Source organism: Arthrobacter sp. P4_H3 (assembly GCF_056400885.1).
Map to the genome: position 1 here is coordinate 109,829 of NZ_JBFUKK010000002.1, position 22,463 is coordinate 132,291.

Annotated in this window: 16 protein-coding genes; 12 read left to right on the forward strand and 4 right to left on the reverse strand. The window is 64.1% G+C overall.

The window, feature by feature from the left end; all coding sequences use genetic code 11:
- Window positions 1-500 precede the first annotated feature (500 nt).
- From mtrA to secA, 7 genes are all read left to right on the forward strand, one after another.
- Entirely contained in the window at window positions 501-1,175 is a 675-nt protein-coding gene (mtrA, locus tag AC1DRE_RS03870) for an MtrAB system response regulator MtrA (RefSeq protein ID WP_104172248.1), read from the forward strand.
- A 97-nt stretch (window positions 1,176-1,272) separates the two neighbouring features.
- Complete coding sequence (gene mtrB / locus AC1DRE_RS03875) at window positions 1,273-3,108, forward strand: MtrAB system histidine kinase MtrB (protein ID WP_476983419.1); 1,836 nt, start codon at window positions 1,273-1,275, stop codon at window positions 3,106-3,108.
- Window positions 3,105-4,826: an LpqB family beta-propeller domain-containing protein gene (locus AC1DRE_RS03880; RefSeq protein ID WP_476983420.1), complete on the forward strand. Its 1,722-nt coding sequence runs from the start codon at window positions 3,105-3,107 to the stop codon at window positions 4,824-4,826. Before mtrB ends, AC1DRE_RS03880 begins: the two co-directional genes overlap by 4 nt.
- Window positions 4,827-4,939: 113 nt before the next feature.
- A complete protein-coding gene (locus AC1DRE_RS03885; protein ID WP_476983613.1) occupies window positions 4,940-5,857 on the forward strand; it encodes a ComF family protein in 918 nt (305 codons plus the stop codon).
- Window positions 5,858-6,035: 178 nt separating this feature from the next.
- Complete coding sequence (hpf, locus tag AC1DRE_RS03890) at window positions 6,036-6,761, forward strand: ribosome hibernation-promoting factor, HPF/YfiA family (RefSeq protein ID WP_476983421.1); 726 nt, start codon at window positions 6,036-6,038, stop codon at window positions 6,759-6,761.
- 49 nt (window positions 6,762-6,810) lie between these two features.
- A complete protein-coding gene (locus AC1DRE_RS03895) occupies window positions 6,811-8,058 on the forward strand; it encodes a winged helix-turn-helix domain-containing protein (RefSeq protein WP_476983422.1) in 1,248 nt (415 codons plus the stop codon).
- A gap of 70 nt (window positions 8,059-8,128) precedes the next feature.
- On the forward strand, window positions 8,129-10,870 hold the full coding sequence (gene secA / locus AC1DRE_RS03900; RefSeq protein ID WP_476983423.1) for a preprotein translocase subunit SecA: 2,742 nt from the start codon (window positions 8,129-8,131) through the stop codon (window positions 10,868-10,870).
- 139 nt (window positions 10,871-11,009) lie between these two features.
- Here secA and AC1DRE_RS03905 read toward each other — a convergent pair whose 3' ends face one another.
- Window positions 11,010-11,363: an Rv3235 family protein gene (locus AC1DRE_RS03905; RefSeq protein WP_214953111.1), complete on the reverse strand. Its 354-nt coding sequence runs from the start codon at window positions 11,361-11,363 to the stop codon at window positions 11,010-11,012.
- A gap of 251 nt (window positions 11,364-11,614) precedes the next feature.
- Entirely contained in the window at window positions 11,615-12,463 is an 849-nt protein-coding gene (locus AC1DRE_RS03910; RefSeq protein WP_476983424.1) for a LysM peptidoglycan-binding domain-containing protein, read from the reverse strand.
- Window positions 12,464-12,624: 161 nt separating this feature from the next.
- On the opposite strand from AC1DRE_RS03910, the gene AC1DRE_RS03915 reads away from it, so the two are divergent.
- Window positions 12,625-13,197: a hypothetical protein gene (locus tag AC1DRE_RS03915; RefSeq protein WP_476983425.1), complete on the forward strand. Its 573-nt coding sequence runs from the start codon at window positions 12,625-12,627 to the stop codon at window positions 13,195-13,197.
- Between the two features lie 89 nt (window positions 13,198-13,286).
- Here AC1DRE_RS03915 and AC1DRE_RS03920 read toward each other — a convergent pair whose 3' ends face one another.
- The gene (locus AC1DRE_RS03920; protein WP_104172257.1) at window positions 13,287-13,502 is read right to left on the reverse strand and encodes a helix-turn-helix domain-containing protein; all 216 of its coding nucleotides are present in this window, start codon (window positions 13,500-13,502) and stop codon (window positions 13,287-13,289) included.
- A 156-nt stretch (window positions 13,503-13,658) separates the two neighbouring features.
- On the opposite strand from AC1DRE_RS03920, the gene AC1DRE_RS03925 reads away from it, so the two are divergent.
- From AC1DRE_RS03925 to AC1DRE_RS03940, 4 genes are read left to right on the forward strand one after another with little or no spacing between them, the layout of a single operon-like run.
- A complete protein-coding gene (locus AC1DRE_RS03925; protein ID WP_476983426.1) occupies window positions 13,659-14,303 on the forward strand; it encodes an SAF domain-containing protein in 645 nt (214 codons plus the stop codon).
- Window positions 14,300-15,613 carry a CpaE/TadZ family protein gene (locus AC1DRE_RS03930; protein WP_476983427.1) on the forward strand — a complete coding sequence of 438 codons (1,314 nt, stop codon included), beginning with the start codon at window positions 14,300-14,302 and terminating at the stop codon, window positions 15,611-15,613. Before AC1DRE_RS03925 ends, AC1DRE_RS03930 begins: the two co-directional genes overlap by 4 nt.
- Before the next feature lie 57 nt (window positions 15,614-15,670).
- Window positions 15,671-20,524, forward strand: a complete 4,854-nt coding sequence (locus AC1DRE_RS03935; RefSeq protein ID WP_476983428.1) for an NAD-glutamate dehydrogenase — start codon at window positions 15,671-15,673, stop codon at window positions 20,522-20,524.
- 33 nt (window positions 20,525-20,557) lie between these two features.
- Window positions 20,558-22,027 (forward strand): sensor histidine kinase, encoded by a 1,470-nt coding sequence (locus AC1DRE_RS03940; protein WP_104172261.1) that lies wholly within the window; start codon window positions 20,558-20,560, stop codon window positions 22,025-22,027.
- A gap of 90 nt (window positions 22,028-22,117) precedes the next feature.
- Here the strand turns inward: AC1DRE_RS03940 and AC1DRE_RS03945 are convergent, their stop codons facing one another.
- Window positions 22,118-22,366 (reverse strand): WhiB family transcriptional regulator, encoded by a 249-nt coding sequence (locus AC1DRE_RS03945; RefSeq protein ID WP_003804966.1) that lies wholly within the window; start codon window positions 22,364-22,366, stop codon window positions 22,118-22,120.
- Between the last annotated feature and the right edge of the window lie 97 nt (window positions 22,367-22,463).

Here is a 22,463-nt window from a genome sequence, read left to right on the forward strand (position 1 = left end):
CCCGGGTAGGGGGAACCCCACTGCGGCTGTCCCCCGTGACCGGGCTGCTGCGCGTTCCATTGCGGCGCCCCCCACTGCGGCTGGGTTCCGCCGAAGGTACCCTGCGGCGGGTTCCACTGCGATTGGTTTCCCGGGTGGGGCGGCTGCGGCGCGGACCACTGCTGCGGTGCGCCCCCTGCGGGTGGCTCCACCGGCTGCGGCTGCCCCTCCCGGGGCCGCGCGTTCGGATCCTGCTCTGACAACCTGTTCCTCCCCAAAAGATGCTGTCCGCGAGCAGCCCGGCCGAAACTCCGGCCCGACGCTCCGGACCGGCGGTGTCCTGCACCGTCCGGCCCGCTCCCAGCCTATAGTTTTGCCCGCACGCCTCATAGCCTCGGGCTGATTCTTCGCGGTGTGGCGCCCTTCAGGCCACCGTCCCGCGTCCGGCCTGGCAGGTGACCGCGCCATGCCGTGTCGGCCCTCAACGGGACAAAGCCCATTCAATAGGCGAATATATAACTATGAAGGCACGCATTCTGGTAGTGGACGATGATGAGGCGCTGGCCGAGATGATCGGAATTGTTTTGCGCAATGACGGCTTCGAGCCGGTCTTTTGCGCAGACGGGGCACAGGCGCTGGAAGTCTTTCGTTCCTCGAAGCCGGACCTGGTGCTGTTGGACCTGATGCTTCCTGGTATGGATGGCATTGAAGTGTGCCGGCAGATCCGCGCTGAGTCGGATTCGCCCATCGTCATGCTGACCGCGAAGTCGGATACCTCGGATGTGGTCCGCGGCCTGGAATCCGGCGCCGACGACTACGTGCCCAAACCGTTCAAGCCGGCCGAATTGGTTGCGCGGGTTAGGGCGAGGCTCCGCCCGGGTGACCAAAAGGCCCCTGAAACACTGCGGATTGCTGACATCACCATTGACGTGGCCGGGCACTTGGTGAGCCGCAACGACGAACGTATCTCGCTGACGCCCCTGGAGTTTGACCTGCTCGTTGCACTCGCCCGCAAACCGTGGCAGGTCTTCACCCGCGAACTGCTGCTGGAGCAGGTCTGGGGATACCGGCACGCTGCAGACACGCGCCTTGTGAACGTCCACGTCCAGCGGCTGAGGTCAAAGATTGAACGCGACCCTGAAGCCCCCGAAGTTGTCTTGACGGTCCGTGGTGTCGGCTACAAAGCAGGTTCCTGACCCGTCCAGCGGCGAAGCCGGCGGCGAGCGGGAGGTAGCCCGACCGCCAAAAACGGAACACGCCCACGTCCACGGTGCTCCGGAGCATACCGATGCCATGGCCGGTGTCCTCTCCGGATTGCCGTTCCGAACCCGCATCTGGCTACGCCGTGCCAGGATCGTCGGACTCCGGGTCTCGCGGCTCGTCCGGACCGGGCTGATCCGGCTCCTGCCCGGTGTCCGGTTCCTGCTGCGGGCTTTGCACCGGCGTTGGCGCAGGTCCCTGCAGTTCCGGACAGTCCTCACCACGCTGCTGCTCTCGATTGGTTCGTTCGCCGTGGTGGGCGCTTACTTGTCGAACCAGATCGCCAACAACTTGTTCCAGGAACGGTTGACCCAGGCGGAATCGGAGACGCTGTACAACGTCAAACAGGTACAGGACACGTTTGATGGCGCCCAGGTCACCGACCAGTCGAGCGTTATTACACTCGTCTACGACACGCTAAACGCCGTTGAGGGGCGCGGGAACGTGATCCAGCGCCGATATGTGTTTGAAGCGATGCCGGAACAGACCAAACCGCGCAACCGCTGGGTGGAATCACGGGCCTCGGACCAGCTCACCGTCAGCGTCATCCCGCCCGAATTGAGGAAAGCCGTTCAGGAATCCGGCAAGGACCAGTTCTGGGCATCCACTGAGTTCCCGGTAGGCACTGAGGACCGGCCGGGCATTGCCGTGGGCAATAAAGTCACCTTCAACGGCACCGTGTATGAGCTGTACCTTATCTACGACCTGAACACCGCGCAGAAAACGCTCAACGAAATACAGAACGTCCTGCTGGCCGGCGGGGCGGTGTTGGTTCTGATCATTGGGGCCATTGCCTGGTATGTAACCCGGAATGTGGTGAGCCCGGTCAGCCATGCAGCCGTCGTCTCCGAGAAACTGGCGGCCGGACAGCTGCAGGAGCGGATGGTGGTCAAGGGCGAGGACGAGGTGGCCAGGCTGGGTGCATCGTTCAACCACATGGCCGCCAGCCTGCAGGAACAGATCACGCAGCTGGCAACGCTCTCGCAAATGCAGCAGCGCTTCGTCTCCGATGTCTCCCACGAGCTTCGCACGCCACTCACCACCGTGCGGATGGCCGCCGAAGTACTGTACGACGCACGCCATGATTTCGATCCGATCAACAAGCGCTCGGCCGAGCTCCTGTACAACCAGGTGGAACGCTTCCAGTCCCTTCTGGCTGACCTTTTGGAGATTTCCCGATTCGACGCGGGCGTGGCCGTGCTCGACGCCGAGCCCACCGATATCCTGCAGCTCATCGCGAATGTCGTGGAGGACGCCGGACCTGTCGCCGCCGAATATGGTTCGGACGTCACCATCAATTCCCGGGAAAAGAGCATCGTGGTGGAGATGGACGACCGGCGGATCGAGCGCATCCTTCGCAACCTGGTGCTCAACGCACTTGAACACAGCGAAGGCAACCCGGTTAATATCTCCGTTGCCGCGAACGATACCGCCGTGGCAGTTGCAGTCCGCGACCACGGGATCGGCATGACACAGGCCGAGGCCGCGCGGGTCTTTGACCGGTTCTGGCGGGCGGACCCCGCGCGGGCGCGCACCACCGGCGGCAGCGGTTTGGGCCTTTCCATTGCGGCGGAAGACACGAAACTCCACAACGGGTGGCTTCAGGCCTGGGGCAGTAAAGGAACAGGATCAAATTTCAGGCTGACACTGCCGCTGAAGCAGGGGGAGGCCATCTCCAAGTCGCCGCTCCAGCTGGAACCTGCCGACGTCGCACTCCCTGGCACAGGCCAGGGCACCATGCTGCTCCTTGGAACAGTCGCGCCGCCGGACTCCGAAGGCGCCGTGCAGGCTGCGGAGCCGGGGCCGGTCAAGCCATCTCCTGCCGCGCCGGTCACGACGCAGGACACGGGCGGGGACGAAGCGGAATGAACGCCACATCACGAAGGCCAGGCACTGCTGCCGCCGCTCTTTTGGCGGTGCTGCTCCTGCTGCTGACCTCCTGCGCCCAGATTCCGCGCTCCGGACCCGTCGGAAAAAGCACGGATGAGAGCGCGGGCAAGCCCAACAACGCACCCGTTTTCTTTCCGGTGGCTCCGCGGGAAGGCGCCGCTCCCGAATCCATCATCGATGACTTCTATCTGGCGGGCAGTGGCTACGAAGACGACTATGCGGTGGCGCGGGAGTACCTGACCCAGGCCGAGTCCGTGGCCTGGAAGCCGGACCAGAGGACACTGGTTTTCCGCTCAACCAAAGTGGTCCGGACCGGCGTCGAAAACGTGTACAACTACGAGCTCGATGTGGCGTACTCCGTCGATGCAGACGGCATCGCCACACAGTTTCCCGAGGGCACCAAAGAAACTGTCCAGGTCACCCTGACTCAGGTGGACGGCGAGTGGCGGATCTCCGGAATCCCGGACGGGACCGCCATTCCCGAACAAACGTTCAAGGTGATTTACGGCGCCTACCCCATCTACTTCTATGATCCGAGCTTCACCTACGCGGTACCGGACGTCAGATGGTTCATCAAGAAGAAAACCGTCAAGGCGATGACCAGTGCACTGCTCAGCGGACCAGCACCGTATCTCAAGGGAGCCGTTGTCAGCGCCTTCCCCTCGGGGATGAAACTGGCCCGCGAGTCAGTCCCGGTGGTCTCCGGCGCGGCCCAGGTTGACCTGAGTGCCAAGGAGCTGGTGGAAGCTTCCAGCGAAGACAGGCTGCGGATGCAGACACAACTGGCGCTGACCTTCCGCGGCCAACCCGACGTTGTCAACGTAGAGCTCAGGGCGAACCAGGACCTGGTCCGCGTGGAGGACAACGGGTCCGTGCTGCCTCCCGTCCGTGACAAGAACGTCCCGGCCCGCCAGATTGCCGTGAACGAGGGCCAGCTGGTCCGCTACGAGAACAACAGGATGTCACCGCTTCCGGATATCCAGTCCGTGGGAGCCCTCGATCCGGTTTCCCCGGCCGAGTCCCCGGCATCTCAGTCCATAGCGTTCCTCAACAGCACCAGGACGACGCTGTACTCGATTGTGCCGGGGCAGCCCGCGAGGGCGCTGACTACGCGTTCCACCCTCACCCACCCGTCGTTCGGCCTGAAGGACTGGGTCTGGACTGCCGGCCCCGGGGCCAACGGTGCCACCGAAGTCCTTGCCTACCGCCCCACCGGCGTCGCCGAGGGTGCCGGCATGCCAACTGTTACGCTGGCACCCGCGTGGCTCGCAGGACGCACCGTCAAGGAGTTCCGAATATCCCGGGAGGGAGTGCGTGCCCTGGTGATTTCCGAGCAAAACGGGAAAACCCGCGTGCAAGTGACGGGAATCGTCCGCAATGCTGACGGCACACCCCGGGACCTCACTGCCCCGACGACCCTCCTGACCGACCGCCAACCGGACCAGGGTGTCTGGGTCAGCGACACCACTGTCGCGGTCATGAAGGGATCGGCCACCGACAACGTCACGCCGGAATTGCTCTCCCTGGCTGCTTCACAGCCCCAGCAGCTGGCTCCCTGGCCAGGGCTCACCGCGATTAGCGCCGGCAACGGACCGGAGGAAATCTTCGGGCAGTCCGCTGACGGTATTTTCCAGCGCCTCGGAAACGGTTGGTCACCCCAGCTGAAGGGACCAGTGGACCCGTCGTTCCCGGGCTGACGCAGCGGCCTTTCCCGGCACGCCGCAAGGCGTGCCTGCCCGAACCGCGATGTCCACATAGGCACCTCGCGGGCTTCCTGGCCGGGCGTCCAGTCATGCAGCCTTAGCTGGTGATGCGACTACCCGATCCCGATCTGGCGCCGCCTGCCGCGACGCCGGCAAAACACCGCAGCGACTACTCACAGTGGCTTCCGAGGGCTGCGGACCTGGCAGTAAGTGCGGGCCGCGAGCTCCTGGCACTGGCAGCCCCGGTGGATTGTGTGTGTTGCGGAACAGAAGATTTCTCGCTTTGCGGCCCCTGCGTACGGGCGGTGCGGACCCTCACCAAGGCGCCTTTCCGGGCTGAGGGGCAGGCGCCTGCCCTCATGGATGTCAACGGTTCGGTCATCCTGCCGGTCGTGGCTGCCGGGGTTTATCGTGAGGAACTCGCCCAGGCCCTGCTGTCGTTCAAGAAACACGGCCAGGGCCAGCTCGAGTCGGTGTTGTCCAAAGCACTCGGAAAAGCCATCCAGCGGGCCGCTGGGACGATGCAGGGCTTCTGCCTCATTCCGGTTCCCACCACCAACATGGCATTCCGGAAACGCGGTTTCAGCCCGGTGCACCTCATGCTGCGCAATCTGGCCCGCAGCGGCGGCCTGGGTGCGGGCTCCCTTGCCTGTGCCCTCCGCAAGCGGAGGGCAACCGCCCAAGGACCACTAGCTGCCGTTGATCTCCCGGAACGGATCTATGCCCTGGTGTCTTCTCCCGCCATGGCCGGAGGGCAAAAGGGACTGGGGCGAGGGGCGCGCGTCAAGCGCGTCCGCGGCTCGATGCGGGCGGGGGCGGCCCTCTTCGGGCCGGACATCCGGGGGCGGCCCTGCATCATCGTGGATGATGTCCTCACCACGGGCGCCACGCTGGCAGAGGCTGCGCGGGCAGTCCACCAGGCGGGAGGCATTGTCGTTGGTGCCGTTGTGCTGGCGGCGACACGCCCGCCCGACTCCGCCGATCCAGCCGCCGCTCCCGGCGCCACCGCGCGGAAGGACACGTGACTCCGAAAAAAATAAAGCGAAGAAAAGGTGAATAACGGGTAGCGATGAACTAACGTCGGTTGTGGGTACCAAGATCAGTTGTACCTGTCGATAGCGGCTCGGAAAGGGGCTCGACTGTCAGTCAGATCGGCCCCGGGAAGTGCCGCCGTCGTGTCACCGAAGTCATTTGGAGGGCACCATGGAGTTCATGATCAGCGGACGGAATTTGACGGTTTCGGACCGCTTCCGCGAATACGCCGACGAGAAGATCTCAAAGATCGCATCGCTGGGAGACAAGGTCCAAAGGGTGGACGCGAAGGTGTCCAAGGAGACCAAGGCCCGCCAGACCGCGGAGTTGCTCACGGTTGAGCTGACTGTCCTGGGCCGTGGCCCCGTAATCCGTGCGGAAGCCAGCGCCGCCGACAAGTTCGCCGCGTTCGATCTCGCTTACAACAAGCTCCTCGAGCGCCTGCGCCGCGCCAAGGACCGCAAGAAGGTCCACCACGGGCGGCACACCCCGAAAGCCGTCCGCGAGGCGACAGCCAGCCTCGAACCGGCAAGCACCACCGAGCCTCTGTACGTTGAGGCCAGCAACCACCAGGAGCCACAACCGGCGCCTGTGGAAAAGTCGCCGTACGACGTCGACAACGACATCCCGGCAGGCGACTCACCGGTCCTGATCCGCCGCAAGGTCTTCCCGGCGGCATCCCTCACGCTCGACGACGCCGTCGACAACATGGAACTTGTGGGCCACTCCTTCTACCTGTTTGTGGACAAGGAGACCAAAGCGCCGTCCGTGGTGTACCGCCGCGACGGCTGGACCTACGGCGTCATTAGCCTGGACCAGACCTGCGAACCGGGCGAAGCGCCCTTGGAAGAGAAGATCCTGGCCTACCGCTCGGAGGATGAACCTGCACGCGCCTAAGCAGCGTGTTCGCCTAAGCTGGTGTTGACCAGCCAAAGGAAGGACTGACATGAGCGCATCGCTGAGCCTCAACCAGGCACGGCGCATCGCTTTGGCAGCCCAGGGATTGGACAAAGGACGGCCCGCCGGACCCGTGACTGCACGGGCGGTGGGCCGTACCTTTGACCGGCTGCACCTGGTCCAGATTGACTCCGTCAACGTCCTTGCCCGCAGCCACTATCTGCCCTTCTTTTCCAGGCTCGGAAATTACGACCGTGCCATTCTGCACCGGATGGCGTCCAAGCATCCGCGCAGGATGATGGAGTATTGGGCGCACGAAGCCAGTTTCATCCGGCCGGACCACTTCCCGGACCTTTTGCTGTGGCAGAGCCGGAAGTGGGTCGGGGCATCGGCCATGGACCCCGAACTGCGCACCGGTGTGGCCGTGAAGGTCCTCGAGGAACTCGGCACGGGCAAACCACTGACCGCCGCCGAACTCACTGTCCGGATCGGACATGTCGAGGACCGGCGGACGGACAACTGGGGCTGGAACTGGAACGCGGTCAAACGCGTCCTGGAACACCTCTTCGAGGAAGGGCTCGTCTCGGCGTCCTCGCGGACCGAGCAGTTCGAACGCCGCTACACACTTACGGGGAAGGTCTTTTCCTCGCTCGACGGCTGGGGAGACGCCGTCGCCGATCCTGAGGCCGCGATGGACCGGCTCATCGCTGCCGCGGCGAGGGCCCACGGCATCGGAACCGTGCGCTGCTTCGCTGACTACTTTCGGACCCCCCTGCGTGCGGCCGCCATTTCCGTGCAGCATCTGGTGGACCTCGGCACGCTGGAGCCCGTCACCGTCCGGGGCTGGGACAGGCAGGTCTACCGGCATGTCGATTCCAAGTTGCCCCGCGCGGCAACGGGCCGGGCCCTTCTCAGTCCGTTTGACTCGCTCGTCTTTGAGCGGCGGCGGCTGGAGGAGCTCTTCGGCTTCCACTACAGGATTGAGATCTACACACCGGAGGCCAAACGGCGTTTTGGATACTACGTCCTTCCGTTCCTGCTGAGGGACGGCATCGTGGCGCGGGTCGACCTGAAGGCTGACAGGGCGGCCGGCCACCTCCTGGCGAAGGCAGCGCACGCCGAACCGGATGCGCCGGCGGATGCCGCCGTCGAACTGGCCGCAGAACTCCAGTTGATGGCCGAATGGCTCGAGCTTGACCGTGTGGTGGTCTCGCCGGCCGGCGACTTGGGGCCGGCGCTCGCCGAGGCCGTCGCTGCCACCGGAACGGTGGCATCCGCTCTCAGGGAACAGGCGTAACGCACCGTGCCTCTCTCCCGTAGACTGAACACGCCAGAATTCGGCAGCTTGAGACTGGGAGCAACTTCACGTGGCATCACTTATCGAAAAACTTCTCCGTACGGGTGACAAAAAAACCCTAAGGCAATTGAGGAACTATGCCGATTCCATCAATGCCCTGGAGAGCTCCCTCAAGACCTTCACGGACGCCGAACTGCGTGAAGAAACCGACCGGCTCCGGGAACGCCACCAGGACGGCGAGAAGCTCGATGATCTCCTGCCGGAGGCTTTCGCGGCGGTGCGCGAAGCCTCGTCACGAACGCTGGGGATGCGCCACTTCGACGTCCAGATGATGGGCGGCGCCGCCCTGCACCTGGGCAATATCGCCGAAATGAAGACCGGTGAAGGCAAGACCCTGGTCGCCACCGCTCCGGCCTACCTCAATGCCCTCGCCGGCAAGGGTGTCCACGTCATCACGGTGAACGACTACCTCGCCGAATACCAGTCCGACCTTATGGGCCGCGTTTACCGGTTCCTCGGCCTGAGCAGCGGCTGCATCCTCTCCAACCAGGACCCCGCCGTGCGCCGCGAGCAATACGCGGCGGATATCACCTACGGCACCAACAACGAATTCGGCTTTGACTACCTGCGCGACAACATGGCCTGGGACAAGTCAGAATTGGTCCAGCGCGGCCACCACTTCGCAATCGTTGACGAAGTGGACTCCATCCTCATCGACGAGGCCCGTACCCCGCTCATCATTTCCGGTCCCGCCCAGGGCGACACGAACCGCTGGTACAGCGAATTCGCCAAGGTGGTCCAGCGGCTCAAGGCCGACACCGACTATGAGGTCGACGAGAAGAAGCGCACCGTAGGTGTCCTCGAAGCGGGCATTGAAAAGGTCGAGGACTACCTTGGCATCCACAACCTCTACGAGTCAGCCAACACGCCGCTGATCGGCTTCCTGAACAATGCCATCAAGGCCAAGGAACTCTTCAAGCGGGACAAGGACTACGTTATCCTCGACGGCGAGGTCCTGATCGTCGATGAGCACACCGGCCGCATCCTGGCCGGACGGCGTTACAACGAGGGAATGCACCAGGCGATCGAGGCCAAGGAAGCCGTCGAGATCAAGGCGGAGAACCAGACCTTGGCGACCGTCACGCTGCAGAACTACTTCCGCATGTACGAGAAGCTTTCGGGCATGACCGGCACTGCCGAGACCGAAGCCGCGGAGTTCATGGGCACGTACAAGCTCGGAGTGGTGGCCATCCCCACCAACCGGGACATGCAGCGCATCGACCAGTCGGACCTGGTCTACAAGAACGAGGCAGTCAAGTTTGACGCCGTCGTCAAGGACATCGCCGAGCGCCACGAAAAGGGCCAGCCCGTGCTCGTGGGAACCACCAGCGTGGAGAAGAGCGAATACCTTTCCCGGCTGCTTGCCAAGGAAGGCATCCGGCACGAGGTCCTGAACGCAAAGAACCACGCCCGTGAAGCCGCGATCGTCGCGCAGGCCGGCCGTAAGGGCGCCGTGACCGTCGCCACGAACATGGCCGGTCGCGGTACCGACATCATGCTGGGCGGAAACGCCGAATTCACCGCAGTCGCCGAGCTGGCCGCCAAGGGCCTGGATCCGGAAGAAAACTCTGAAGAATACGAGGCCGCCTGGCCTGCGGCCCTCGAAGCGGCCAAACAGGCAGTCAAGGACGAGCACGAGGAAGTGCTGGACCTCGGCGGGCTCTACGTCCTGGGCACCGAACGCCACGAGTCGCGCCGCATCGACAACCAGCTCCGCGGCCGTTCCGGACGCCAGGGCGACCCCGGCGAGTCCCGGTTTTACCTGTCCCTGACGGATGACCTGATGCGCTTGTTCAATTCGGGCGCGGCTGAGCGGCTTATGAACAGTTCGGTGCCGGACGACGTCGCCCTGGAATCGAAGCTGGTGTCCCGTGCCATTGCATCTGCACAGGGCCAGGTCGAGGGCCGCAACGCGGAACAGCGCAAGAACGTCCTGAAGTACGACGACGTCCTGAACCGCCAGCGTGAGGCCATCTACGGGGACCGCCGACGCATCCTCGAGGGCGATGACCTGCACGAGAAAGTGCAGTTCTTCCTGGAGGACACGATCACCGCCCTCATCGACGAAGCCACTGCCGAAGGCACCGGGGACGACTGGGACTTCAACCAGCTGTGGACCAACCTCAAAACTCTTTACCCCGTCAGCATCACGTCGCACGACGTCATTGACGAAGCAGGCGGCAAGTCCCGCATCACCGTGGACTTCCTGAAGGAAGAGATCCTTTCCGATGCACGCCTGGTCTACCAGGCCAGGGAAGAGGCCATCGGATCCGAGAGCATGCGCGAACTGGAACGCCGCGTAGTGCTGTCCGTGATCGGCCGGAAGTGGCAGGAACATCTCTACGAGATGGACTACCTCAAGGAAGGCATCGGCCTCCGTGCCATGGCCCAGCGTGACCCGCTCGTTGAATACCAGCGCGAGGGATTCATCATGTTCCAAGCCATGATGGAGGCCATCAGGGAGGAAAGCGTTGGCTTCCTGTTCAACCTGGAGGTCGAGGTGACTCCCGCGGAGGACGTCGTGGTAGCCGATGTCGCCGGGGAACACACGGAACACCACGAGCCGCAGATCCGCGCCGCCGGCCTGGAAGCCCCGGAAAAGCCTGCCCAGCTGCAGTACACCGCACCGGGCGAAGACGGCGCCAGCCAGACCCGTATCGAGGGCAGGCCCTCGGGCCGTTCGGGAAATCCGGCGAAGGCTGCGGCTCAGGACGGGGCCCGGAAGCAGGCGCCGAAAAAGAAGAAGCGCTAGGAACTGATGACTGCCGAAACGGCAGCCAGCTGAGTCACAGGTAAGGGCCGGAACACTGTTCCGGCCCTTACCTGTATCCACTTTTGTCCGGAAGGCTTGGATTGGCGGAGGGCGGCGCGAGTCGGCTCAAGATGATGAGTCAGCCGATTTCCAGTGCCGTTACCCGCCATACCTGGTTGCTGCGCTCAAGTCTCACTGCCACCGCGCGGACCCTCAGTTCGTCCACCACGACGGCGCTTGCCTCGTAGATTCCGTCCGCGACTTCGCAGGCGCGGACCGACCGGACAGCCGGATTGCGGTGCAGGCGGCCTGCCGTCGGTGAGGACCCGGAGGCGAGCCGGCGGGTCAGCGCGGCCCGGTGCTGCAGCGAGGCCAGGCAGCGTTGGTCCAGGCGCCGCGAGAGCTGCTGGATCGGACGCGTTCCGGCTAATACTTCGATGGCGGCCTGCACGGTGCCGCGGGCGATCGCGCAAACCTCCCTGCTCTCACTCACAGCCTTGAGGGTCCGCAGGTTACCGGCCGGACCAGGGCCGGCCGGGCCCGGAGTGGGGGGAGCACCATCAGGGTGCGGACCCGCAGGCGGGATGCTGACCGGTTCGGGGACCGCCGTCAGCCTGCGGACCGGCGGGACACCCGGAACGGACCGGCCCGTCGCAGGAGATGAGGGGACCAAATGCAATGCGCTCATGACGTTTCCTCTGATTGATGACGGATATCTGAAGACTGCTTGAAGCCGGCCGGGGATTATGAGGCGGACGGTGGCCGGAGAACCTGGCCCGGGAGAAGGACATCGGGATTGTCTCCCACGACGGCCCTGTTGGCCTGATACCAACGGGGCCATTCCAAGGCGACGTCTACGTCAGAAGCGGGGGTGCTACCCAGCCCCCGGGCTGCGATACTCCACAGCGAGTCCCCGGCCACTACTGTGACGGGGGCGGCCGAGGCTGGCTGCTGCCGGGCTGATCTCACGGGATGAGCCGCAAGTGGACCTGGATCCACGACGGGTGCACTTGGTTTCCACCGTGGATCCAGGCTGTCACCGGACGCTGAGGTTGCCGGTACAACGGAAATGGATGCTGGGCCGCCTACCCCGCCAACCACCGCGGTGGTGAGTGCAGCCGGCTCTGACGGAAGCGCACTGGCTCCTGCAGTTGCCTGTTCCGTTGGCGCCCATACCGCAGCAATAGCCGTGCCGGATGTGGGACTTGGCGGTGGCCCCCCGTCCGTGGCGCCATGGGCAAGCGGTGCGCCCAGCAGCTGCAAACCGACTGCGGCGAGGGCGAGCCGGCGCATGAAAGCCGGGCTGAACTTGCCCGTGATTTCCGCGGCCCGGCCATTGCCGGTGCGCTCGAGGGCGGCGGAGGCAAGAGCGATCAGCATCGACAGGAACCACCAGGCCACGACGACGAGACCCATCGTGTTGACGGCAATTCCCAGCAGGTCTTCAAAGGCCAGCGACTGGCCCCTCTCCGCTGACCGCTGCCACCGCTCCATCAGCGAGGCGCCGGTCCCCGCCAGGAGAGCACCCAGAAGAAGAATCCCTGCTGCCAATATCGCGTCCGAACCGAGTGGTCTGCACTGCGAACCCTCCATGATCCTTCTCCTCACAGCGTTTTGATGCTGTTTGATGTTATTTGATGAATATAAGTAGAGTTTGAACCTACTCTCCGGTTTTTGTCCAGTGATTTGTTTTTTCGTCCCGGGGGTCCGGCATTGAATTGACCCCCGGCCCGGAGCGGGCCTAGATTTGCGGCATGCGTTGGGATGCCCTGTTTGATGACATGGAGGCGCAGCTGGCATCAGTTGACCGGCTGGAGCTCGAAGCGGAAATCGCCGAGCGGTCGCGGGCGGACGTTGCCGGTGTGGAACTGGCCGACAGGTTGCGCGGATCCTTGGGGCTCAGGGTTGGTGTCCATCTGGCGTCCGGGTCGGTGTTCGACGGAACGCTGAGCCATGTGGGCGCCGAGAGCCTGGTGCTCAGCGATTCGTACCACCAGATGCTGGTTCCGTATGCTGCGGTCTCGCGGTACCAGGGCCTGGGGAGGCTCGCTGTCGCGGAGCCGTCCTCTGTCCGGCGAAAACTGGGCCTGGCCAGCGCGCTTCGTGGCCTGGCCCGCGACAGGGCTGATCTGTCAGTTTTCCTGATCGGCGGAGCGGAGGGCGTGGCCGGACTCAGCGGTGTTATCGACCGCGTGGGGCGGGACTATTTCGACCTGGCTGTAACCCGGCCAGGGGAGGCCCGCCGCACGGCCAACGTCAGCCAAGTGGCCACGGTGCCATTTGCCTCGCTCGGTGCGTTGCGGTCCTTGCGCGGCGCCGAGCTCTGAACGCACACCCCAGTTGCCGGGCTGCAGGCAGAATGGGCGGCAGGGCGGGATGCGAGCGCTTGCGTCCGTGCCTCAGGCGGACTTAGGTCTCAGGAGGACTTGGACTTCGCTTGCTGGATCATGCGGTCCGCCTCCGCATAACGCTCTTCGATGTACTGCTCCAGCATCTTTTCCTCCACGCGCCACTGCCCGCGGCCGCCCACCTGGATGGCCTTGAGTTCGCCGCTGCGGACCAGCGCATAGGCTGCCGGGGAATTGATCTGCAGCTGTTCGGCTACGTCTGCGAGGGTTAGGAATCGGGGCATGGTTCTATTTTGCCACCAGTGGCGTCAAGTGGTGCGGTTATCCACAGTTTGGCGTTGTTTGATCCTATGACTTTCGATCCGGCTGTTTTGCCGTAACAATGAGGGAGTCCGGAGCATGGACCAGTCCGGTCAGCACCAATGGGGGGAGCATCACGGATGAGTGCAAGCACAACGGCCGCAGGGGTCCGGCTGAAGAAGCCGTCCTGGAAGGATCCCCGCCTTCTGCTCGGATTCCTGCTGGTCCTGGCCTCTGTGGCGGGTGTTGTGTCCCTGGTAGGTGCCGCCGACCAAACCACCGAGGTTTATGCGGCGAAAGGGCCGATAGCCGTCGGGGAGAAGCTGACAGCCGAGAACGTCAACCGGGTGAAGGTCAGGCTTGGCGACGTGGAATCCCACTACATCACCGCTGAAGCAGGACTGCCCGACGGCATGGTCGCCGTGCAGCGCATTGGCCCGGACCAGCTGGTGCCACGGGCAAGCCTGGGCAAGCCCGATGCTCTGAACCGCAAGCCGGTTGCCATCACCATAGACGAAGCCTTGCCGGAGCAGGCCGCCGCCGGTTCGCGGGTGGACGCCTGGGTCGCCCTGCCTGATGCCCGCAACGGATTCAGTGAGCCGAAGCTGCTGCTTCCCGGCGCAGAAATTGCTGAAGTCACGCCGGGAACTACCACGCTCGGATCTTCCCGGTCCACAGTAGTGCTGGTGCTTGTCACTGATGAGCAGATGCCGAAGCTGTTGGGCGCCCAGGCGAACAAGGCCAAGATTTCCGTGGTCTGGAACCCTGGCGGTGGTACGCCATGAGCATCCCGGTGGTCACGGTCGGACAGTCAAGCGAAGACCTGGTGGGCGGCCTGGAGCGACTGCACGGACCGGTAACTGTCGTCAGGAGGTGCTCGGAACTGACGGAGTTGCTGGCCGCCTGCCAAAGCGGCCTCGCCCGGGCGGCCGTCGTCGCAGAAGGCAGCGACGAACTGACTGCTTCGCTGGTGGACCGGCTCGCCGCGGTCGGCGTCGTGATCGTTGCCCTGACGGACAGCGCATCGGAAACCGCGAGGCTGACGGCGATCGGCGTCACGGCAGCGCCCGCGGGAGTGGACTCAGCGACGCTTGCCGGAAGGATTTCCGGCGCGGTGGACCAGTGGTCCCGTCCCGAGCCATTTCAGGCGGGTGATAGCGGATTTGCGGACACAGGGGCGGCCATCCGGACTCAGCCCGGTGCGGTGGAAAGCGACGTTTCAGCAGAACCGTCCGGAGCCGGCCGTCTCATTGCCGTCTGGGGTCCGGCAGGGTCGCCCGGGCGGACACTCGTGGCGGCGAACATGGCAGGTGAGTTGGCTGCAGCGGGCAATTCAGTCTTCCTGATCGACGCTGACAGCTATGGGGCGAGCGTGGCGGGCCTGCTGGGACTCCTGGATGAGTCCGCGGGGCTGGCGCAGGCCTGCAGGCTGGCTGACCTGGGTCAATTGGATGCCGACGCGCTGCTAAGGGTTGCCACACCCGTCGCCCTGAAATCAGGGACGCTCCGGATCCTGACCGGGATCACGCGCGCGGACCGCTGGACGGAATTGCGCGCGTCCGCCCTCGGTGCTGTGTTTGGGAAAGCCCGGGAAATCGCGGACTACGTCGTCGTGGACACCGGATTCTGCCTCGAAGCAGACGAGGAGCTCAGTTTTGACACCATGGCGCCGCGCAGGAACGCCGCCACCCTGCGGAGCCTCGAACTGGCAGATACCGTCTATGCCGTCGGAGCAGCTGACTCCATCGGGGTGCCGCGACTCGTTCGCGGCCTCTCCGAGCTTGAGGCCGCGGTCCCGCAGGCGGTTCCCCGGGTGGTCCTGAATAAGGTCCGTGCCTCGGCCGCCGGAAGGTCACCGGAACGCCAGCTCAGGGACGCCTGGGAAAGGTACGGCCCGGCCGCGGCAATCGCCGCGTTCCTGCCATCGGACAGCGCAGCAAGCGACTCGGCACTGTTGTCCGGGTGCCTCCTGCTTGAGGCTGCACCGCAATCAGGACTGCGTCTGGCAATCGCGGAATTGGTTTGTGCACCTGTCCAGCGAAAACGCCGATCCTCTGTCTTTACTTCCACAGCGAAGCGTCGCCTAAAGGGCTAGGCTCGCCATAAGGGCTGCAAAGAGGCAGCTATGAACTTTTGATGGAGGCGTTTGTCGATGTCGTCTGGGTCCAGCGTGGAGGATCAGTCCGTTTTACTCGGAGCCCGTGAAGGGTACCTCGGAGACTACTACGAGCACCTTGCGGAGGAGGACGGACGGGCCTATTCGCCTGATCTCCTGGCCGCCCGCGCTGAAACCCACCGCGAAGTGGCCGCTGTCCGAGTCCCGGGCACGGCCAACATCAGAATCGTGGACGAAGCTGACCGAAGCGTCGTGTACATCGTCACGGACGATATGCCCTTCCTGGTGGACTCAGTCAACGCTGAGCTCGTTCGCCAGAACTCCGCAATCCATCTTGTCCTGCACCCGTTGTTCGTCGTGACACGCAACCGGGAAACCGGTCAGCTGACCAAAGTGGACCGTGTCCCGTCCAGCATCGGCATTTCCAGCGGTGATACCGCCGCCATGCCGAGCCTGTCGCACCTGATAGCCCAGGGCGACAATGCCTCCCACATGGAGTCCTGGATCGCTGTCGAGATCGACCTTGCCAGCGAGGAATTGCGTGGACGGCTGGTCGAAGGCATTGAACGCGTGCTCGGGGACGTACGGGCAGCAGTCGAAGACTGGCCGAAGATGCGCAACAAGGCACTGCAGATCGCCAAAGACCTGGACAACGTGGCCAATCCTGCGCAGATCGAGGAGTTGCGCCAGGCCCAGGACCTGCTCCGCTGGCTCGACGAAGGCAACTTCACGTTCCTTGGATACCGAGAATACGACCTGGTGAACGAGTCCGGGGAAGACGTCCTGGAACTCCGGGAGGAAAGCGGCCTCGGCCTGCTGCGCAGCGGTGCGGACGGACACCACGTCCAGCACCTCACCGTTGCCGGCCGCAAGAAGGCACGTGAAAAGCGCGCTTTGGTCATTACCAAAGCCAACTCCCGCTCCACTGTCCACCGCCCGGCCTACCTCGATTACATCGGTGTCAAGAGCTTCGACGCCGCCGGAAACGTCAATGGTGAGCAGCGGTTCATCGGACTGTTCGCCACGAGCGCCTACGCCGGCTCCGTCCGGAACATTCCGATCGTTCGCGAGAAGGTCGAAGCCGTCCTGCGCAAAGCCGGATTCCCGCCGCATTCCCACTCCGGCAAAGACCTCCTGGGCATCCTTGAAACATACCCCCGCGATGAGCTGTTCCAGATCGAGGTTTCCGACCTCGCTGCAACGGCAACAGGAATTCAGCGCCTGCAGGAGCGGCGCCGCACCCGGCTGTTCCTGAGGCCTGATATCTACGGCCGGTTCATGTCCGCACTCGTCTACCTTCCCCGTGACCGGTACACAACAAACGTTCGGCTCCGCATCGAGCAGGAACTGCGCGAGACGTTCCACGCCGTCTCCATCGACTACGAAGCGAGGATGACCGAATCCGCGCTCGCCAGGCTGTTCTTCCGGATCCGGCTGCCCAAGGACGCCGACGTCAGCGACGTCAACGCCGAAGAGCTGGAGAAACGGCTTGTCCGGGCAGCGCGATCGTGGAGCGAGGGCATCGCGGAAGTCCTGCGTGCCAGCGGTCCGGAAGATGGCAACAAGGGGCTTGCTTCGGCATGGGCCGAAGCCTTTCCGGCCACCTACCGCGTGGACTACGAGGTGGAGGATGCCCTCACGGACATTGCCCGCTTCGAGAAGTACGGATCGGCTGCCGAACTGGCCGAAAAGGGCCGGCCGGAGCGGCCCGGCGTCCACGTCTATCTTCCCGAAGGGGCCGGAGCCACCCTTGAAGAGGACGCCCGTGTCAAGCTCTACATGCTGGAGCCCAAGAGCCTCAGCCAGATCCTGCCGTACTTCCATAACCTTGGCCTTGAAGTGCTCGACGAACGGCCGTTCGAAATCGAGACGTCGGACAAAAGGGACTTCTTCCTGTACGACCTGGGCCTGAAGTACCCCGCCGGTGTGGCCCCGCTCGCAACGGGCCAGCTGCTGGCGGAAGCCTTTGGCGCCGCCGTTTCCGGTGCCGTCGAGTCTGACAGCTTCGACCGTCTGGTCCTGCGCGAGGGCATGCACTGGAGCCAGATCGTGGTCCTGCGCGCCTATGCCAAATACATGCGCCAGATGGGCAACACGAATTCGTTTGGCTTCATTGCGGACACGCTGCTGGCCAATCCCGACGTGACACGTGCGCTCAGTGCCCTGTTCGAGGTCCGCTTTGACCCCGCCCTCGGGGAGGATGTCCGGACCGAGCGCCAGGCGTCGGTCCGTGCAGAACTGGCAGCCGCCATCGAACAGGTCGCCACCCTGGATGCTGACCGCGTGCTCCGGACCTTCGCGAACCTCATCGAGGCCACGCTGCGGACCAACTTCTATCAGCAAAAGCCGTACCTGAGCTTCAAACTGAATCCGGCCGCCATCGAGGGCCTGCCGTTCCCGCGCCCGATGTTTGAAATTTGGGTCTACTCGCCCCGAGTGGAGGGCGTGCACCTGCGATTCGGCAAGGTGGCCCGAGGCGGGCTGCGCTGGTCCGACCGGCGTGAGGACTTCCGGACCGAAATCCTGGGTCTTGTTAAGGCACAGACAGTCAAGAACGCCGTCATTGTGCCCACCGGCGCCAAGGGCGGATTCTTCGCCAAGCAACTCCCTGACCCCGCCGCCGACCGGGCGGCCTGGATGGCGGAGGGCGTGGAGAGCTACAAGACGTTCATCCGCGGTCTGCTGGACCTGACGGACAACCTGATCACAACTCCCGACGGGGAAGCCGTGGTTCCGCCGGCCGACGTCGTCCGCCACGACGACAACGATTCCTACCTCGTCGTCGCTGCCGACAAGGGAACGGCGACGTTCTCGGACATCGCAAACGGCCTCTCGGACGAATACGGGTTCTGGCTGGGGGACGCCTTCGCCTCCGGCGGCTCGGTGGGCTACGACCACAAGGCCATGGGGATCACCGCCCGGGGCGCGTGGGAATCGGTCAAGCGCCACTTCAGCGAACTGGATCTCGACACGCAGTCGGAACCGTTCACCGTGGTGGGCGTCGGCGACATGTCCGGCGACGTCTTCGGCAACGGCATGCTGCTTTCCAAGCACATCCGGCTGCTCGCGGCGTTTGACCACCGCCACATCTTCCTGGATCCGAATCCCGACGAGACCGTGTCCTACGCCGAGCGGCAGCGGCTCTTCAACCTGCCCCGGTCCTCCTGGGACGACTACGACAAGTCCCTTATCAGCGAAGGCGGCGGCGTCTTCGTGCGGCAGGCAAAGTCCATTCCTGTTTCCGACCAGGTGAGGGCGGCCCTGGGACTGCCGGACGGCACCTCGGAGCTGAGCCCGCCGGAACTCCTTCGCGCGATTCTGCTGGCGCCGGCGGACCTGCTGTACAACGGCGGTATCGGAACCTACGTCAAGGCAAGCACCGAAACGCATGCGGAGGTGGGGGACAAGGCCAACGATGCGATCCGCGTTGACGGCCGCGACCTTCGCGTCAAGGTGGTCGGAGAAGGCGGAAACCTCGGCATGACCCAGCGCGGCCGCATCGAAGCCGCACTCCAGGGAGTCATCCTGAACACGGATGCCATCGACAATTCAGCCGGCGTCGACTGCTCGGACCATGAAGTCAACATCAAGATCTTTGTTGACCGGATGGTCGCAGCCGGCAAGCTCGAGTCCGCCGAGCGGGCTGACTTCCTGGCATCCATGACGGATGAAGTCGGGCGGCTTGTGCTCGAAGACAACATCGACCAGAACATCCTCCTCCTCAACGACCGCATCCGTGTTGCGGAGTGGAGCCCCAGCTACGAGCGGCTCATGGACTGGCTGGAGAAATCCGCAGACCTCAAGCGCAAACTCGAAGCCTTGCCAACAACGGCGACGCTCCGGGAACGCCTGGAACAGGGACAGGGGCTTACCTCGCCGGAGCTCTCCGTGCTGGCGGCCTACGCGAAGATCGAACTCGCGACGGCACTGCGCGAGAGCGACCTCGCCGACGATCCGTGGTTCAGGCAAACCCTCCGGTCCTACTTCCCCAAGCAGCTTCGGGAGAGGTTCGACGCCGAACTGGACACCCATCCGCTGCGGCGCGAGATCATCGCTACCGTCGTGGCAAACGACATGATCAACCTGGGCGGCATCACGTTTGCGTTCCGCACCATTGAAGAGACCTCAGCCAACGAGGCCGCGGTGGCGAAGGCCTTCGTTGCACTCCGCGAAATCTACGAGCTAGACGTCATGGTGGGCGAACTCAACGAACTGCCTGCGTCCTTCCCGACGGAGCACTGGAGCACCGTCCACCTGGACATCCGGCGGCTCCTGGACCGTGCTGTCCGGTGGGTGCTCAGCCAAGGCAGCGGGTCCCGGCCGATCTCGGAGATCGTAGGCGAATTCAAACCGCTGATGGATCCGATGCGTGCCCGCCTCCTCGACTACCTGCGCGGAGAGGACCGTGCCCGCGTGGCTTCGTGGCTCGAAAAGGCCCGGAGCTGGGAACTTCCGGAGGACCTCGCCCACCGCTGGGCCGAACTGTTCGAAAGCTTTGTGCTGCTGGACATCGCCAAGATCGCCCATGTCAGCGCGGAGCCGGTGGAAAACATCGCGCACGTCTACTACTCGGTGTTCGACCGCTTCCACGCGGATTCCCTCCTGGAGCGGATCACGAAGCTCCCGAGGCGGGACCGCTGGCAGGCGCTGGCCCGCGCTGCCCTGCGTGATGACCTCTACTCCACCATTTCGGACATCACGACGTCGGTCCTTGACTCGACGTCGTCCGGGACCCCCGCGGAGGACCGCGTACTGAACTGGGAAGGCCAGAATGCCGAACAGCTCGGCCGTGCCAGGAGCATGTTTGACGAGGTCAACTCGCTCGAAGCGGACGATATGGCGTCACTGTCGGTAGCATTGAGGCTCTTGAGGTCAATCGTCCGACGCTAGGGACCCGTCCCAAGCGTCGAATCTGGAGGTGTAGTGGCAATCTTTACGGACCCCATCAGGGAACACGCTGATTTTGGGCCGGGGGATGCCGAGTGGCTGCACCTCCTGGTGGGCGACTGGCAGATGGTCGCCGACCTTGCCTTCGCTGACCTGGCATTGTGGTTTCCGCATCCTGAGTTCGGGTACGTGGCACTGGCCCACGTCCGCCCCTCCACCACGCACACGGTGTTCCACGCCGACTTCGTGGGGGAGGGGATCAGGTCGGACCTGCAGCCGCTGGTGGACAAGGCCTGGGGCAGCCGCACGATTGAGCGCTCCAGCGAAACCAACTGGAGCAGCGACATGGCCCTCAGGGTCGAAGCTGTGCCCATGGTCAGGAACGGCCGCACCCTGGCGGTTGTGACCACCCACATGGATCTGTCCAGTTCACGGATGCCTTCCAGGCTCGAACTGACCTACCGCCAGTGTGCCTACGACCTGCTCCGGATGGGAACGCTCGGCCTCTGGCCCGACTTTGCGTCGCCCACCGGATCCCGCCGCGGCGCTCCACGTGTGGGTGACGGTCTCATCCGGCTGGATGCAGACGGAATCGTGCAGTACGCCAGTCCGAACGGCGTCTCCGCGTTCCGGCGCCTGGGTGACGGGGAGTCCCTCGAAGGCAGGTCGCTTGCCGAAGTCACAGCGGGACTTCTGCGGGACCGTCGCATGGTGGACGAAACTCTCCCGCTTGTGGTGACGGGCCGGATGCCGTGGCGCAGCGAAATCGAATCCCGTGGGGTGAGCCTTTCCCTTCGGGCCATCCCGCTGCGCGACGAACAGCAGCGGTTCGGGGCCCTGGTGCTCTGCCGTGACGTCTCCGAGCTTCGGCGCCGCGAAATGGAACTGGTGACCAAGGATGCCACCATCCGGGAGATCCATCACCGGGTGAAGAACAACCTCCAGACGGTGGCTGCCCTCTTGAGGATGCAGTCGCGCCGGATGGTCAGCGATGAGGCCAAACAGGGCCTCGAGCAGGCCATGCGGAGAGTCGCCACGATTGCCCTCGTCCACGAGACCCTGTCCCAGGGGCTGACGCAAAGCGTTGACTTCGATGAACTGATTGGCCGCCAGTTCCGTCTCTCGGCCGAAGTCGCTTCGCCCTCCCAGCAGGTCAAGACGGCCAGGTCCGGGCTCTTCGGAGAGCTGCCCAGCGATTTCGCTACCCCGCTTGCCCTGGTGATCAACGAACTTGTGACGAACGCCGTCGAACACGGTCTGGAGGGGAGGACCGGAACTGTCTGGCTTCTGGCCGACCGTTCCGAAGGCGACGACGGTGACGAACTCCTGACTGTGACTGTGGCAGACGATGGTGTCGGGTTGCCGGAAACGCCCCATGTGGAGGGCCTGGGACTGCAGATCGTCCGGACACTTGTGACCAGTGAACTCGGCGGCAGCATCCAGTGGAAGCCCCGCGAAGGCGGCGGAACCGCCGTGCAGATCGTCCTGAGCCTGCAGAAGCGGTAGTAGGGCCTTAAACAGGAAAGCGGCCGCGGACTGTAAAGTCCGCGGCCGCTTCCTGTTTGCCTAAATCAGGCCAATGCAGAGTATTTCCGGTCAGGAGGCGCGACGTGCGCGTGCAGCACGGCGCTTGAGTGCGCGGCGCTCGTCTTCGCTCATCCCGCCCCAAACACCGGCGTCCTGTCCCGATTCGAGGGCCCACTGAAGGCAGGTGTCCACCACCGGACAACGGCGGCACACACTTTTGGCTTCCTCGATCTGCAGGAGAGCTGGCCCGGTGTTTCCTACTGGGAAGAACAGCTCCGGGTCCTTGTCGAGGCACGCTGCGCGGTTACGCCAATCCATGCTGATCAGTCACTCCATTCCTGGGAACTCGTTGAAAGCCACTTGTGAAAATATTCACTAGAGGCTACATAAGAAAGGGACCCTGCCGGGTCCCCTT